Annotated in this window: 15 protein-coding genes; 10 read left to right on the top strand and 5 right to left on the bottom strand. The window is 71.8% G+C overall.

The annotated features are described in order from the left end of the window. Position 1: 1 nt before the first annotated feature. On the bottom strand, positions 2–637 hold the full coding sequence (locus ACZ7OI_RS41455; RefSeq protein ID WP_470269602.1) for a TetR/AcrR family transcriptional regulator: 636 nt from the start codon (positions 635–637) through the stop codon (positions 2–4). A gap of 150 nt (positions 638–787) precedes the next feature. On the opposite strand from ACZ7OI_RS41455, the gene ACZ7OI_RS41450 reads away from it, so the two are divergent. Then, a complete protein-coding gene (locus tag ACZ7OI_RS41450; protein ID WP_470233546.1) occupies positions 788–1,546 on the top strand; it encodes an SDR family NAD(P)-dependent oxidoreductase in 759 nt (252 codons plus the stop codon). Positions 1,547–1,859: 313 nt separating this feature from the next. Here the strand turns inward: ACZ7OI_RS41450 and ACZ7OI_RS41445 are convergent, their stop codons facing one another. After that, entirely contained in the window at positions 1,860–2,621 is a 762-nt protein-coding gene (locus ACZ7OI_RS41445) for an SDR family NAD(P)-dependent oxidoreductase (RefSeq protein ID WP_470269601.1), read from the bottom strand. A gap of 141 nt (positions 2,622–2,762) precedes the next feature. On the opposite strand from ACZ7OI_RS41445, the gene ACZ7OI_RS41440 reads away from it, so the two are divergent. The 8 genes from ACZ7OI_RS41440 to ACZ7OI_RS41405 are packed head-to-tail and all read left to right on the top strand — an operon-like array spanning position 2,763 to position 10,899. Further along, entirely contained in the window at positions 2,763–3,938 is a 1,176-nt protein-coding gene (locus tag ACZ7OI_RS41440; RefSeq protein WP_470269600.1) for a thiolase family protein, read from the top strand. Position 3,939: 1 nt separating this feature from the next. Further along, on the top strand, positions 3,940–5,118 hold the full coding sequence (locus ACZ7OI_RS41435; RefSeq protein WP_470269599.1) for an acyl-CoA dehydrogenase family protein: 1,179 nt from the start codon (positions 3,940–3,942) through the stop codon (positions 5,116–5,118). After that, complete coding sequence (locus ACZ7OI_RS41430; protein WP_470233550.1) at positions 5,115–5,918, top strand: crotonase/enoyl-CoA hydratase family protein; 804 nt, start codon at positions 5,115–5,117, stop codon at positions 5,916–5,918. Before ACZ7OI_RS41435 ends, ACZ7OI_RS41430 begins: the two co-directional genes overlap by 4 nt. Further along, positions 5,915–7,075, top strand: a complete 1,161-nt coding sequence (locus ACZ7OI_RS41425; protein ID WP_470269598.1) for a thiolase family protein — start codon at positions 5,915–5,917, stop codon at positions 7,073–7,075. The genes ACZ7OI_RS41430 and ACZ7OI_RS41425 overlap by 4 nt, the downstream gene beginning before the upstream one ends. Beyond that, positions 7,072–7,488 carry a Zn-ribbon domain-containing OB-fold protein gene (locus ACZ7OI_RS41420; RefSeq protein ID WP_470269597.1) on the top strand — a complete coding sequence of 139 codons (417 nt, stop codon included), beginning with the start codon at positions 7,072–7,074 and terminating at the stop codon, positions 7,486–7,488. The genes ACZ7OI_RS41425 and ACZ7OI_RS41420 overlap by 4 nt, the downstream gene beginning before the upstream one ends. Further along, positions 7,485–8,663 (top strand): CaiB/BaiF CoA transferase family protein, encoded by a 1,179-nt coding sequence (locus ACZ7OI_RS41415; protein ID WP_470269596.1) that lies wholly within the window; start codon positions 7,485–7,487, stop codon positions 8,661–8,663. Before ACZ7OI_RS41420 ends, ACZ7OI_RS41415 begins: the two co-directional genes overlap by 4 nt. 5 nt (positions 8,664–8,668) lie before the next feature. Beyond that, positions 8,669–9,850 carry an acyl-CoA dehydrogenase family protein gene (locus tag ACZ7OI_RS41410; protein WP_470269595.1) on the top strand — a complete coding sequence of 394 codons (1,182 nt, stop codon included), beginning with the start codon at positions 8,669–8,671 and terminating at the stop codon, positions 9,848–9,850. Further along, positions 9,847–10,899 carry a phosphotransferase family protein gene (locus ACZ7OI_RS41405; RefSeq protein ID WP_470269594.1) on the top strand — a complete coding sequence of 351 codons (1,053 nt, stop codon included), beginning with the start codon at positions 9,847–9,849 and terminating at the stop codon, positions 10,897–10,899. Before ACZ7OI_RS41410 ends, ACZ7OI_RS41405 begins: the two co-directional genes overlap by 4 nt. Here the strand turns inward: ACZ7OI_RS41405 and ACZ7OI_RS41400 are convergent. The 3 genes from ACZ7OI_RS41400 to ACZ7OI_RS41390 form a co-directional block, all read right to left on the bottom strand. Next, positions 10,896–11,111 (bottom strand): hypothetical protein, encoded by a 216-nt coding sequence (locus tag ACZ7OI_RS41400; RefSeq protein ID WP_470269593.1) that lies wholly within the window; start codon positions 11,109–11,111, stop codon positions 10,896–10,898. The two genes, ACZ7OI_RS41405 and ACZ7OI_RS41400, sit on opposite strands and share 4 nt — an antisense overlap. Positions 11,112–11,419: 308 nt before the next feature. Continuing rightward, entirely contained in the window at positions 11,420–12,142 is a 723-nt protein-coding gene (locus ACZ7OI_RS41395) for an enoyl-CoA hydratase/isomerase family protein (protein ID WP_470269592.1), read from the bottom strand. 98 nt (positions 12,143–12,240) lie between these two features. Next, the gene (locus ACZ7OI_RS41390; RefSeq protein WP_470269591.1) at positions 12,241–13,095 is read right to left on the bottom strand and encodes an SMP-30/gluconolactonase/LRE family protein; all 855 of its coding nucleotides are present in this window, start codon (positions 13,093–13,095) and stop codon (positions 12,241–12,243) included. 1,279 nt (positions 13,096–14,374) lie between these two features. Here ACZ7OI_RS41390 and ACZ7OI_RS41385 point away from each other — a divergent pair. Beyond that, on the top strand, positions 14,375–14,608 hold the full coding sequence (locus tag ACZ7OI_RS41385; RefSeq protein ID WP_470269590.1) for a hypothetical protein: 234 nt from the start codon (positions 14,375–14,377) through the stop codon (positions 14,606–14,608). The last annotated feature ends 43 nt before the right edge of the window (positions 14,609–14,651 follow it).

Genomic DNA, 14,651 nt, shown 5'->3' with positions numbered 1-14,651 from the left:
GCTAGCGTCCGGGCGTCGTCCGGGCACCGGCGAGGAGCAGGGCCGCGGCGACGTACTCTTCCGCGATCCCCTCCGGAGCGTGCGGTCCGTCCGGCCGGTGCCAGTCGGCGATCGCCTGCAGCATGCCGAGCATGGCCCGGGCCGTGAACCGGACGTCCTGTTCGCGGAAGACGCCGGCGCCGACGCCGGTCGCGAGGACGTCGACCAGCGAGACGGTCAGCTCGGCGCGCTTGGTCAGATAGCGCCGGCGCCGCTCGGCGCCCAGGAAGCGATGCTCGGGGTGCAGTTTCGCCAGCCGCTGGCGGTGCGTCATGTGCATGACGACCGCGGTGGTCAGGTTGGCGAGCTTCGCGTGCGCGGACCGCCCGGCGGCGTCGAGCCCGCCGCGGACGTGCGACAGGACGTCGTCCATCGCGATGTCGAGGAGAGCCATCAGGATGCCCTCCTTGTTGCCGTGGTGGTAATAGAGCGCGGGCATGGACAGGCCGGCCCGGTTGGCGATGTCGCGCACGGCGGTGCCGTGGTAGCCCTGCTCCTGGATGGAGTCCAGGGCGGCTTCGAGGATCGGCGTGAGAGCGAGGTCCTCGTACCGGTCCCAGCGATCCGCCGGCAGCACGTTCGTTGGTCGCGTGGACACGGGGGCCTCCCGGGGCTGCGGAGCACGCGTCCCGGCGCCTGGCGGGACGGCGACGCGGAATCCTTCCCTCCGCGGTCGCGAGGACATAGTCTATAGCGAACGTTAAATCAGCCGACTCGGCGAGTCGTCAACAGGAGACAGGGAACGGCCATGAACATCGAAGGCAAGAGCGCACTGGTGACCGGCGGCGCGTCCGGACTCGGCCTCGCGACCGTGGGACGGCTGGCCGCGGCGGGCGCGCGGGTCGTGGCGATCGACCTGCCCGGTGCGGACACCGCCGCGCTCGACGCGCTCGGGGACCGGGTCGAGTTCGCCGCCGCCGACGTGACGAGCGAGGAGGCGGTGGAGGCCGCGGCGGAACTCGCCAACGAGCGCGGCGACCTGGCGGTCGCGGTGAACTGCGCCGGCATCGGCAACGCCGTCAAGACGGTCGGCAAGGCGGGCCCGTTCCCGCTGGCCGACTTCGGCCGGATCGTGCAGGTGAACCTCATCGGCACGTTCAACGTCATCCGGTTGGCCGCCGCCGCGATGGCGGCGAACGAGCCCGCCGGCGCGGAGCGCGGCGTCATCGTCAACACGGCATCGGTCGCCGCCTTCGACGGCCAGGTCGGGCAGGCCGCCTATTCGGCGTCGAAGGGCGGGGTGGTCGGGCTGACCCTGCCGGTCGCGCGCGACCTCGCGCAGTTCAAGATCCGCGTGATGACCATCGCGCCCGGGTTGTTCGAGACTCCGCTGCTCGGCTCGCTGCCCGAGGACGTGCGCGCCTCCCTCGGCGCCCAGGTGCCGCACCCGAGCCGGCTCGGCTCGCCGGACGAGTACGCGAGGCTGGCGATGGCGATCATCGACAACCCGATGCTCAACGGCGAGACGATCCGCCTCGACGGGGCGATCCGGATGGCCCCGCGATGACCCCCGGAGCGGCTGGTCCGCCGCGCCGGCCGCGGGCCTCCGCCGGTTCCTGAGCGGTCTTGCCGGGCGGGTGCCGCGTCAGCCTCGGCCGGACGCCAGGAACTTAAGCCGCGTCGAGTCAGCCCGCTGACTGTCCACAAGAGACGCCGCTGCCGCCGAAATGCCCGATTGCTCACCATCTGGCCGCATCTTCACGTCCGTGAGGGGAACCCTGAGGGCATCAGATTCCCTCAGGGTTCCCCTCACGGACGACAACCTTGCTCCCGTCGCCCGCTGGACCCCCAGCGCCGCCTCAAGTTCCTGGCATTGGCCCTCAGAGGGCCGCCATGCCCCCGTCGACGAGCAGGCTGGTGCCGGTGACGTAGGACGACGCGGGCGAGGCGAGGAACAGGAGGGCGGCGTCGAGTTCGGGCTGCTCGCCGAACCTGCCGAGCATGCTTTCGGTCGCGACCATGTCCCGCAGCACCTGGTCGTCGCCCTCCGTCATCTCGCTGGCGAAGTAGCCGGGGCACAGGGCGTTCACGCGGATGCCCTTGCGGCCCGACCACTGCTGCGCCAGGTCGCGGGTGAGGCCGAGCACGCCGGCCTTGCTCGCGGCGTAGGAGGCCTGGGGGAAGCGCGGCGCGATGTGGCCGAGGACGCTCGCGACGTTCACGATCGACGAACCGGCGGGCATGCGGCCCGCGCAGGCTCGGGCCATCCAGAAGCAGCCGCCGAGGTTCACGTCGATCACCGCGGCGAACGACTCGGGCGTCTCCCGGGAAGCCGGGACGGCGCCGCCGATCCCGGCGTTGTTGACCAGCACGTCGACCCGGCCGAACTCCGCGACCGCGGCGCGCACGGCCTCCTCGCACTGGCGCGGATCGCTCACGTCGGTGGCATGCGTGACCACGCGGCGGCCCGAGTCCCGAAGCTCAGCCGCGAGCGCGTCGAGGCGGTCGGCGCGCCGGGCGAGCAGGACCAGATCCGCTCCCGCTGCCGCGAGTGCCCGGGCGAAGCCGGCGCCGAGGCCGGAGCTGGCTCCCGTGACGACAACGACCTTGCCGTCGAGGCGAAAGCGGCTCAAGGGATCCACGGGAACTCCTTCGGGTCGGGCGGGGATTGCTTGACGTGACGGCGGGTGCGCTGCTAAATCTACTTAGCGAGCGTTAGGTAAGCAAGGTGCGGAAGCAGAGCATTCGACCCTGCTCGCTCACTTCCAGGAAGGAACCCCGGCATGACCACCGCCGTGATCGTCGACCTCGTCCGCACCGCGTCCGGCAAGGGAAAGCCCGGCGGGGCGCTGTCCGGCGTCCACCCGGCCGACCTGCTCGCCGGCGTGCTCGACGCGCTCATCGCGCGGACCGGCGTCGACCCCGCGCTCGTCGACGACGTGATCGCGGGCTGTGTCGGCCAGGCGGGCGACCAGGCGCTCAACATCGGCCGCACCGCGCTGCTCAAGGCCGGCTTCCCGGTTTCGGTCCCCGCTGCCACCATCGACCGGCAGTGCGGCTCCAGCCAGCAGGCGGTTCATTTCGCGGCGCAAGGCGTCATCGCCGGCGCCTACGACATCGCCATCGCCTGCGGCGTCGAGTCGATGAGCCGGGTGCCGATGGGCACCGCGGCCGCCGGCGGCGACCCGCACGGCCCGCTGGCAGCGCGGTTCGCCAGCCTTCCGCACCAGGGAATCGGCGCCGAGGTGATCGCGGCGCGCTGGAAGATCGGCCGCGACGAGCTCGACGAGTACGCCGCCCGGTCGCACCAGCGGGCTGCCGCGGCAGCGGCCGAAGGGCTCTTCGACAGCGAGATCGTCCCGGTCGTCCTTCCCGACGGGAGCCTGCACACCGTCGACGAGACCGTGCGCGCCACGACCTCCGCCGAGGGGCTCGCCGCCCTGCCCGCGGCCTTCCGCACAGAGGAGTTCTCGGCGCGCTACCCCGAGATCGGCTGGGTGATCACCCCTGGCAACTCCTCGCCGCTCACCGACGGCGCCTCGGCGGCGCTCATCATGAGCGAGGAGAAAGCAGCCCGGCTCGGCCTCGCCCCGCGCGCCCGCCTGCACAGCTTCGCGGTCGTCGGTTCAGACCCCGAGATCATGCTCACCGGCCCGATCCCGGCGACCCGCAAGATCCTCGAGCGATCCGGACTCTCCCTCGACGACATCGACGCGTTCGAGGTCAACGAGGCCTTCGCGCCGGTCCCGATGGCCTGGGCGGCCGAGTTCGGCGCCGACCCGGCCAAGCTGAACCCGCGCGGCGGCGCCATCGCGCTGGGGCACCCGCTCGGCGGTTCCGGCACCCGCTTGCTGACGACGCTGGTCAACCATCTGGAGGCCACCGGAGGCCGCTACGGCCTGCAGACCATGTGCGAGGGCGCGGGCATGGCCAACGCGACCGTCATCGAAAGGCTCTGACATGGCCGATCTGTACGCCCGTCGCGCGCTCTTCGACGGGGAGCACGAGTCGTTCCGGGCCGCCGTGCGCGAGTTCCTCGCCCGCGAGGTGATCCCGTACGTCGAGGAGTGGGAGGAGGCCGGCGGCATTCCGCGCTCCGTCTGGGCGCGCGCGGGGGAGAAGGACCTGCTCGCGTTCCCCGTGCCGGAGGAGCACGGCGGATCCGGCGTCGACGACTTCCGGTTCCGGACGGCGATGATCGAGGAGTTCGCCCGCGCCGGTGCGGCGTCGCTCGCGGCGGGCTTCTCCGTCCACACGGACGTCCTCCTCCCGTACTTCGTCGATCTCGCCACGCCCGAGCAGGCCAAACGCTGGCTGCCGAAGCTGGCGTCCGGGGAGCACATCAGCGCCATCGCGATGACCGAGCCGGGCACCGGGTCCGACCTTCAGGGAATCCGCACCACCGCGCGCCGGGCAGGCGACGGCTGGGTTCTCAACGGCTCGAAGACGTTTATCAGCAACGGCATCAACGCCGACGTCGTGATCGTCGTCGCCCGGACCAGCGCGGACTCCTCCGCCGGGAGCCGAGCGTTCAGTCTTTTCGTCGTCGAGGACGGAATGCCCGGGTTCACTCGCGGCCGGCGGCTCAAGAAGGTCGGGCTGAAAGCCCAGGACACCGCCGAGCTCAGCTTCGACGACGTGCGGCTCGGGCCGGATTCGTTGCTGGGCAAGGAGGGCGAGGGGCTCTACGCGCTCATGTCCCACCTGCCGCTCGAGCGGCTCAGCATCGCCGTCACCGCCTGCGCCGGCACTCGCGCCGCCTTGGCCTGGACGCTCGGCTACGTCCGCCAGCGCAGGGCGTTCGGGAAGGAGATCGCCGAGTTCCAGAACACCCAGTTCGCCGTGGCCGAGATGGTCACCGAACTGGAGATCACCCAGGCCTACGTGGACGACGCGGTCCTGAGGCTCAACCGGGGCGAGCTGTCGGCGGTCGACGCGGCCAAGGCGAAGTGGTGGGCCACCGAGATGCACAAACGGACCGTCGACCGGTGCGTTCAGCTGCACGGCGGCTACGGGTACATGCTCGAATACCCGATCGCCCGCGCCTACGCCGACACCCGGGTCACCACCATTTTCGGAGGGACTACCGAAATCATGAAAACCATCATCGCCCGCGACGTCCTGGGGCGGCGCCGATGAGCGCCGAACCCGCCGCGCGGTACGAGGTGCGCGAGGGCGTCGGCGTCATCACGTTCAATCGTCCGCATGCGCTCAACGCGGTGAACGCGGCTCTCTCGACCGCGGTCGGCGACGCGCTCGAGGCCGCCGCCGCCGATCCGGAGGTGCGTGCCGTCGTCGTGACCGGCACCGGCCGGGCCTTCTGCGCCGGGGCCGACCTCAAGGAGATCGCCCGGAATCGCCCGATCCACGCCGCCGGAAATCCCGAGTGGGGCTTCGCGGGCCTCGTCCGGCACTGGATCGACAAGCCGGTCATCGCCGCGGTGAACGGTTTCGCGATGGGAGGCGGCGCCGAGATCGCGCTCGCCTGCGATCTGGTCGTCGCCGCCGATACGGCCGCGTTCGGCCTGCCCGAGGTCAAACGCGGACTGCTCGCCGCCGCGGGCGGTGTCGTCCGTCTCCAGCGGCAACTGCCGATCAAGCGCGCTCTCGAGCTCGCCCTGACCGGCGACGGCGTCGACGCGCGGACCGCGGAAGCCTGGGGGCTGGTGAACAAGGTCGTCCCGGCCGGGGCGGTTCTCGACGAGTCGCTCGCCTTGGCGCGGCGGATCGCCGCGAACGCGCCGTTGTCGGTCCAGCACACCAAGCGGATGATCCACCGCACCGCCACCGGCCCCTCGGACTGGAACCCCGAGTGGGCGGGCGAGGATCCGTGGCAGGTCAACGCGGCGGCCGCGCGGGCGGTCTTCGACAGCGAGGACGCGCTGGAGGGTCCGCGCGCCTTCGCCGAAAAGCGCGATCCGAAGTGGGCCGGAAAGTGACCGCGTCCGCCATCGTCGGGCTGGGGATGTCCGAACTCGGCAAGGTCTACGGCCAGAGCACCGAGGAACTGGCGGTCACCGCGATCCACCGGGCCGCGGCCGACGCCGGCCTCGACCTCGGGCAGGTCGACGGGCTCCTGGTGAGTTCGGGCGTCAAACAGGAGCTGAATCCTCAGCTGGCAGGCGCTCTCGGCATGTCCGAGCTGTCGTTGCTGGCCTCGGTCAACACCTACGGGGCCAGCGCGGGCGTGATGGTTGGCGCCGCCGCGCGGGCGATCGCCGACGGCGTAGCGAGCGTCGTGGTGTGCGTTTTCGCCGATACGCCGCTGCGCCAGGACCGCCGTGCCGGCACCGCGTGGACTGCCTCCGCCCAGGAGCTCACCGGCTTCCGCGGCGCGCAGACCGCGAGCGGCGCGGTCACGCCGAACATTCTCTACGCGATGGCGGCGCGCCGGCACATGGAGGCCTACGGCACCACCTCGCGGCAACTCGGCGAGATCGCCGTCGGCCAGCGTGCCTGGGCGACGGAGAACCCGCTGGCCCAGATGCGGGAACCGATGACCCTCGCGGACCACCAGTCCTCGCCGTGGATCGCCGACCCGCTGCGGCGGCTCGACTGCTGTCTGGTCAGCAACGGCGCCGTCGCCGTGGTGGTGACTTCGCGCGAGCGAGCGGCGGACCTGCCGCGGCCGCCGGTGCATGTGTGGGGCTACGGGCAGGCGCACCGCCCGCGCCGCCTGGCCGCCGGGTCAGGCTGGGGCATCGAGACGCCCGCGGTCGTTTCGGGCCGGCAGGCGCTTAAAGCCGCCGGCGTCACCGTCGGCGACATCGACTTCCTCGAACTCTACGACTGCTACACCTACACCGTGCTGGTCACGCTCGAGGACTACGGCTTCTGCGCCAAGGGGGAAGGCGGGGCGTTCGTCGAGGGCGGACGGCTCGGCCCGGGAGGCGATTTGCCCTGCAACACCGGGGGCGGCCAGCTGTCGTCGTACTACATGTGGGGATTCACCCCGCTGAGCGAGGCGGTCATCCAGCTCCGGGGAGCCGGCGGCTCCCGCCAGGTCGCTCGCAACGACCTGGCGATGGTCAGCGGCAACGGCGGGATCCTCGAATACCACTCCACGCTCGTCCTCGGTCGGGAGGCCCGCTCGTGAACCCGTTTCCCGTCCCGGTGCGGCGCGGCGCGGACAGCGCCGAATTCTTCGACTTCGCTGCCCGGGGCGTGCTGCTTCTGCGCCGCTGCGCCGTCTGCTCCGGCGTTCGAGGGCCCCAGGAGCGGTTCTGCCCGGCATGCCACGCTGCCGAGCACGTCGCCGTCGCCGCCCGCGGCACCGGTCGCTTGATCAGCTGGTGCGTCGTCCACCGCTCACCCGTTCCAGGCCTTGAACCGCCGTACACGGCGGCGGTTGTCGAGTGCGACGAAGGTCCCTGGGTTTTCGTCCGCCTGCTCGGCGCCGAAGGGGCGGCCCTGCGCGCCGGAACGCCGGTCGAACTGGTCACCGCGCGCACCGGGGACGACGGGGAAACGATCGTGGCCGCGCGCCCCACGCGGGCGGTGGCACAGTGAGCGGTCCGCTGCACGGAGTGCGGGTTCTCGAGGTGGGCGGGATCGGTCCGGGGCCGTTCGCGGGCATGCTGCTGGCCGATCTCGGCGCGGAGGTGATCCGGATCGACCGCCCCGGCGGCATCGACTCCGGGTCGCACCGCGTCCTGCTGCGCGGGCGGCGCTCGCTCGTCCTCGACCTGAAGCACGAGACGGCGCGCGACCTCGTGCTGCGGCTCGCCGCGACCAGCGACGCCCTCGTCGAAGGTTTCCGCCCTGGTGTCATGGAGCGCCTCGGACTCGGGCCGGACGACGTGCTGCCGCACAATCCGCGGCTGGTCTACGGCCGGATGACCGGCTGGGGACAGGACGGCCCGCTGTCCGCCGCCGCCGGGCACGACATCAACTACATCGCCGTGGCCGGCGCCCTTGAACCGCTCGCCGGGGCGGACCTGGCCCCCAGCCCGCCCCACAACATGCTGGGCGACTTCGGCGGCGGCGGGATGCTGCTCGCCTGCGGAGTGCTCGCAGCACTCCTGCACGCCCGCGAGAGCGGCGCCGGGCAGGTAGTCGACGCGGCCATCGTCGACGGCACCGCACTCCTGACCGCGATGCTGCACTCGATGCGGGCCATGGGCGACTGGCCCGGGCCGCGCAGAGAGAACCTCCTGGACGGCGGTGCGCCGTTCTACGGCGTCTACGAGACTGCCGACGGCGCCTGGATCGCGGTCGGCGCCATCGAGCCCCAGTTCTACGCGCAGCTCCTCGACGGACTCGGTCTGGCCGACGAGTTCGGCGCCGTCGAACAAGGGGACCGGTCGCGCTGGCCCGAGCTCCGGCAGCGGTTCGCCGAACGCGTCCGGCAGCGCACCCGTACGGACTGGATGGCGGTGTTCGAGGGCACCGATGCCTGCGTCAGCCCGGTGATCGCGCCTGACGACGTCCTGGCGCACCCGCACCTCGCGGCGCGCGGCACCTATGTCGACGAGGACGGACTGGTGCAGCCGGCGCCGGCTCCCCGCTTCGGCGCGACGCCGCTCGGTCCGCCGGCCCCCGCACCCGCCCCCGGGGACGACAGCAGGGCCGTCCTCGCCGAGCTCGGCTTGGCAGCCGAGGAGATCGACCGGCTCCTCGCCGACGGAGTCTTCGGCGTCCCGGCTCCCGATCGAGCCGTAACTCCCGCGTACAAGGAGCAGTGAACACGATGGCCGACCACGACACCGACCTGGCCGCCCGCGTCCGGGCGTTCATCCGGGAATCCGTGCTGGGCGCGGACGACGAGTTCGACGGAGACATCGAGGCCGCCGGGGGAGAGGCGACGCGGCTGCGGCTCCAGGGGCTGGCCCGCGAGGCCGGGCTGCTCACGCCGCACGGGCCGCGCGAGTACGGCGGTCTCGGACTGTCGATGGCCGAGCGCGCCCCGGTCTTCGAGGAAGCCGGCTATTCCCTCTTCGGCCCGATGGCGCTCAACGTCAACGCCCCCGACGAGGGCAATGTCCACCTGCTCGAGCGCATCGCCTCGGCGGACCAGCGCGAGCGCTACCTCAAGCCGCTCACGCGGGCGGAAGTGCGTTCCGCGTTCGCGATGACCGAGCCGGCGCCGGGCGCCGGGGCGGACCCGTCGGCGCTGCGCACGACGGCGAGCCGGGCGGACGGCGGCTGGGTGATCAACGGCCGCAAGCACTTCATCACCGGAGCGGACGGCGCGGGGTTCTTCATCGTCTTCGCCCGCACCAGCGGCGAGCCCGGCGACAACGGCGGCGCCACGATGTTCCTCGCCCCCGCGCGGCGCGAGGGCATCACCCTGGTCCGGCACCTGCGCACGACCGACCGCTCCATGCTCGGCGGCCACTGCGAACTGCTCTTCGAGGACCTCTTCGTTCCCGACGAGGATGTCCTGGGCGAGGTCGACGAGGGCTTCCGGTACGTGCAGGTCAGGCTCGGCCCCGCCCGGATGACGCACGTCATGCGCTGGACCGGCGCCGCCCGCCGGGCCCACGAGGCCGCGGTCCGGTACGCGGCGGAGCGCAGTGCGTTCGGCGGCAGGATCGCCGGCCTCGGCATGGCACAGCAACTGATCGCCGACAACGAGATCGACCTCGCCGCGACCCGCGCCCTGCTCCGGGAAGCGTGTGCCGAACTCGACGCCGGAGGCAAGGCCGCCAAGATCACCTCCATCACCAAGACCTTCGCGGCAGAGGCGCTCAACAGGGTCGCGGACCGGGCCACTCAGCTCTGCGGCGGCATGGGACTCTCCGCCGATCTCCCGGTCGCCCGGATCGCGCGCGAACTCCGGGCGTTCCGGATCTACGACGGGCCGTCGGAGGTGCACCGCTGGTCGCTGGCCAAACGCGCGGTGCGCGACCTCGAGAGGACGGTCCGGTGAACGCTCCGCCAGCCGCACCAGCGCAGCTGACCGAGATCGAACTGGCGCGCGTCGCGTCCGTCCTCGCCGGTGCGGGCGAGGCGCCGCGCGGCGACCTGGAGTCGCGCCTCATCGCCGGCGGGCGCTCGAACCTGACCTTCCGCATCAGCGACGGCGACGCGTCCTGGGTGCTGCGGACGCCGCCCCGGGCCGGCCGCACGCCGTCGGCGCACGACGTGGCCCGGGAGCACCGGGTGACCGCCGCCCTCGCGGGCACCGGGGTGCCGGTGGCCCGCGCAGTGGCGCTGTGCGAGGACGATTCGCTGATCGGCGGCCCGTTCGCGATCGCCGAGTACGTCGAAGGGCGCGCGATCCAGACCCGGCACGAGCTGGCCGCCCTGGACGACGACGCCGTGCGGGGGACCGTCGACGACCTGCTGCGCACGCTCGCCGCGCTGCACCGCGTCGACCACGCCGCGATCGGGCTGGAGCGGTTCGGACGGCCGGACGGCTATGCCCGGCGCCAGGTCGACCGCTGGTCACGGCAGTGGGAGCTGATCGGCGACCCCGCGCTCGGTCCGCTGGCGAACGAGGTGGCCGCCGGCCTTCGCGCTCGCCTGCCCCGCCAGACGGCCTCCGGAATCGTGCACGGAGACTTCCGCATCGACAACACCCTGCTCAGGGTCGAGGCCGGCGTCCCGCGGGTGGCGGCAGTCGTCGACTGGGAACTCTCCACGATCGGCGATCCGGTCGCGGACGTCGCGATGATGTGCGGCTACCGCGCCCCCGCGTTCGACCTGATCGTCGGTTCCGCGAGCGCGTGGACCAGCGACCGGATCCCCGGCGTCGACCGGCTCGCCGCGCGCTACGAGGAACTGGGCGGCGTCGCGCTGGCGGAGTGGAATCGCCACCTCGCGATCGCGTATTTCAAGATCGCGGTCATCGCGGCCGGCATCGCGGCGCGGACCCGGGCCGGGGCCGCCTCCGGACCTGGCTTCGACACCGCAGGGGAGGCGGTGGAGCCCTATCTCGAACTCGCCCGCGCCGCGAGCGATGGCGAGCGCGGTTAGCGACTGGCCCGGCGGGGCCCGCGCGTGTCAGGCGAACCGCGCGGCGCCAGTTTCGGCTTGCCGCGCACCTGTTGTTCGGTGCGTCGCGACAGGAACAGGGCCGTGGACGCGTTCATGACGCTGACCGAGACGGCCAGTCCGCCGCCGAGGACGAAGACCGCGCACGGCGCGATCGCGTGCGCGATCCCCGCGCGGGCAAGAAGGACCCGCACCGCGGATCGACAACGAAGCTCAGGTCGGGGGAGCCCGGTCCGAGCGGAAGAACCCGCGTGGGGCAGGCAATACCTGCCGTCGGCAACGGCAAGAGCGGAGGCCATCGGACCCGCGGGACGGCCTCCGGCGGCAGCGCGGCGGACGTGATCGCCAGTGCCGCGACAGCGGAGCGATCCGCGGCGGCTGCTCGGGCGGGAGAACGGAGACAGTCGCGCCCCTTCGCCGGGTCAGCTCGCGGCACCGCAAGGGAGAAGCCGGCGGCGATCTCCCGAGCTTCCAGCGTCTTTCGCCTTCGGACCGTACGGGATCAGCGCGCCGAGCGGCGTTCGTGCGCGTCCTCGGGCACGCCGTACGGCATGGACCGTTCGTGGTCGAGTGCGTCCTGCCGGTGCCTGTCGTGCCGATCGCGCATGAGCGCTTTGACGATGCGGTTGCTGTCACGGGAGTTCGTGCTGATTTCCGCGGCGAGAGCGGTGACCGCGTCGTCGAACCGGTCTTCGGGGACGACCTGGTCGACGAGCCCGATCCGGAGCGCCTCCGCGGCGGTGACCCGCCTGGCGGTGAAGGAAAGCAACTTGGCTTGGGCGGTGCCGATCCGTTCCGGCAGCCGCACTGACATCCCCCACACCGGGACCAGCCCCCGCTCGCCGTGCGTGTCCGCCAGTTGAGCGCCCTCGCCGGCGACGATCAGATCGCAGCCGAGGGCGAGCTCGAGTCCGCCGGTCAGGCAGTAGCCGCGGATCGCGGCGACGACCGGCTGCGGCAGCCGCTCGAGCGCGTCGACGGTCTCGGCCTCGAACGACGGATCGTACGGAACGGTGTTCAGCGCGGCGAGGTCGTGGCCGGCGCAGAAAACCCGGCCGGCCCCGGTGAGCACCACGCAGCCGACTGACGGGTCCCGCGCGATGTCGTCGACGTGCCGGCGCAACGCGCGGAAAACGTCGGGATTGAGCGCGTTGAGCTTGTCCGGACGGTTCAGCGTCAGCGTGGCGACGCCGTCGGAGTCCGAACGGAGGACGAGGTCTGTCATGGAGAGGCACCTCAATCAACTTGTGGAGACTGATCGATCGATAGATACGGCCGCTGGTGCAGGGGCCTGGCCGGCCCTGGCGAGAGCAGGAGGCTCGTTCACGGCCGCCCGCGGCGACCGACGTCTGCTTTCGCCAGCACCGAAGAGGAGATGCCGTCGTGGAACTGCTCCGCGGTCGTGGTGGTGCAGGCCAGGTACAGCGTGTCGAGTCCCGCGCCGCCGAACGCGCAGGTCACCGCCCAAGCTCCGGTCACGGGCACGACGTCCGTGATCTCGCCGCCTTCGACGACCCGGTAGAACCCGCTGTCGGCTTCAAGCGAGAGCGCGTTGCCGAACCACAGCCCGCCGTCCGCGTCGAGCGCGACCCCGTCGGGGTGCAGCGACTCGTCGAGTCGTGCCCAGATCCGGTGATTCGAGACGGAGCCGTCGGGCGCCAGGTCGAAGGCGCTGATTCGATGGCCCCACGTCTCCGCTACCAGCAGCACCGACTCCGGGGTGATGGCCATTCCGTTGGGGAACAACAGTTCGCCCTCGACCGGATCGACTCCGCCGTCCGGCCGTACGTGCGCGATCCGCGTCGGCTTGGGGTCCTCGCCCAGCGCGAAGCCGAAGTTGCCGACGTAAGCGTGTCCTGTCGGCGAGACCACCATGTCGTTGCCCAGGCCGCCGGCGACCGCGCTGAAATCCGCGTGCAGCGTGACGGCGCCCTCGCTGTCGATCCGGCGCACCGTCGTATCGGCCTGCGAGACGACGAGGATCGAATCGTCGCCGAGGAACCCCAGCCCGGAGGGCGCTCCCGCGATCTGAGCCACCGCCCGCCAGGACCCGTCGGCGGAGAACCTCTTGACTTCCTTGGTGAAGAAGTCGCTGGCCCACACGCTGCCGTCGTGCCAGCGCAGACCTTCCAGGAAACAGTGTCCTTCGGAGAACGTTTCGAGCTGATGCCGTTTCATCGTTCGCTCCAATCCGCGACGACGTCCGCCGTCGCGCCGGTCATCCGTGGTGCGCGGGAGCGGCGGCGGCCCGGCACGATGGTGCCGGGCGCTGTCCCGCTGAGGCACCGGGGGCATGCTTCCTGGGGCACCCGTCGCCGGGCTGCCGTCCTGTGCCCGGTCGCCTAGCTCCCGCACGCGAGGTACCGGAAGCGGCAGGTCCGGCGCCGCCTTCGGGATCCGGTGCCGCTGCGATGCCGATCCCTTCGTCTCCTGGCTGCCAAAGCCGCTTGGCGGTCGGCACCCGCGCACGGCTCCTTGTCGGTATCCTGAGCCTGACGGTATATAGCTATCGCTAGATAATCAACCGTCGGCCGATCGCGCTCGGGTTCGCGGATCACTCTGCTGGCCGGTTGTGCCCGGGAAGCAGCCATGCCTTCGGGTTCCTGCTCAGGGCCTCGTGCACGCCGGGCGGCACGACGAGGTGATCTGGCCGGATTCGCGGTCCGGGTCCGCCGGCCTCAAGGTGCGTCGCGGCGCTGACACTGGATCGCAATGCCTCTTCAGCGGTCAGCACAAGGGTGCGGGGCAGGGGCCAGGCCTCCTGAACCATCGAGGGCCGCCAGCAGGAAAGCCATCCCCGCTCCGCCCGCACACCCCGATCATTCCGGACAGCCAGGGGCACGCCTGGAAGGCAGTTCGGCATGACAGTCCGTAACGAGGTCCGCGCCTGGCCGGCCGGGCTTTGGTCGCCCGCGGCCGATCTGAGCGCGTTCCGGGAGACCGCCGTCGAGGCGGGCTGCTGGAGCCGCCAGTGGTTCAGTCGTGAGCTGTCAGTGGCCGACGCGCAGGTCGTGGGGAGGAGTTCGACCGAGTCGGCGCACCGGCCGCGCCGAACGGACGAACCTGCGCGCCGGGGTCGTCCGCGAACTCGGGACGGACCGTCTGCGCCAAGCCTGTTTGCGGAGGCCTGTTCCCCGGGCAACGGTCAAAGGGGCGGACCTCCGGTGCGCGGACAGCGACTTACGGCCTGGTCTCGGCACGCACGGGCACCTCGGCCCCGAACATTTCGGCAGCACGTTCTTCGCCCGTCCCTCGGACCAGTCGGGCGCGGAGGCGCGGCCGATCGCGCAGATTACCGGGAAGCCCGCTTCAGCGAGGTGCTCCTGGGCGAACTGCGGTGTCGCGAGGCGATCCGAGTACGGCAGCGCGGGCAAGGCGTTGGGGCTGCGGCGCACCGAGCCAAGGCACCGACTACGCAGCCGCCCAGGCGCTCGAGGCATGCGCCGTGGAACTGACCGTGAACCCCCGGGACGCGAAGGCCGTGGCCGACGCAAAGACGAAGGCGGAAAGTTTCCCGGCCAACCGCAACAAACACACCCGCGACTCGCGCTGTGTGTCGTCCGCGTGGGTGGCCGTGTGCGACCTGGCCGCCGGGGCTGGGGCGGTCCGGCTGGACGACATCGATTCCTTCACCGACTGGCACGACTCCACGACCGAGGACCCGGAAGGCGAATCCGGGTTCGTGGAGTAGACGTCAATCTGGGAGCCCTTTCACTCACCCTCCGGGGCCCGGC

Source organism: Amycolatopsis sp. NPDC114503 (genome assembly GCF_055633655.1).
The sequence above is the reverse complement of the archived record's forward strand: the minus strand, read 5'-3'. Positions and strand labels throughout refer to the sequence as shown.

What these genes read in the sequence shown, in the direction of transcription:
- ACZ7OI_RS41450 (WP_470233546.1), top strand. Translation starts at nt 788, where the DNA reads ATGAACATCGAAGGCAAGAGCGCACTGGTGACCGGCGGCGCGTCCGGA.
- ACZ7OI_RS41440 (WP_470269600.1), top strand. Translation starts at nt 2,763, where the DNA reads ATGACCACCGCCGTGATCGTCGACCTCGTCCGCACCGCGTCCGGCAAG.
- ACZ7OI_RS41435 (WP_470269599.1), top strand. Translation starts at nt 3,940, where the DNA reads ATGGCCGATCTGTACGCCCGTCGCGCGCTCTTCGACGGGGAGCACGAG.
- ACZ7OI_RS41430 (WP_470233550.1), top strand. Translation starts at nt 5,115, where the DNA reads ATGAGCGCCGAACCCGCCGCGCGGTACGAGGTGCGCGAGGGCGTCGGC.
- ACZ7OI_RS41410 (WP_470269595.1), top strand. Translation starts at nt 8,669, where the DNA reads ATGGCCGACCACGACACCGACCTGGCCGCCCGCGTCCGGGCGTTCATC.
- ACZ7OI_RS41395 (WP_470269592.1), bottom strand. Translation starts at nt 12,142, where the DNA reads ATGACAGACCTCGTCCTCCGTTCGGACTCCGACGGCGTCGCCACGCTG.
- ACZ7OI_RS41390 (WP_470269591.1), bottom strand. Translation starts at nt 13,095, where the DNA reads ATGAAACGGCATCAGCTCGAAACGTTCTCCGAAGGACACTGTTTCCTG.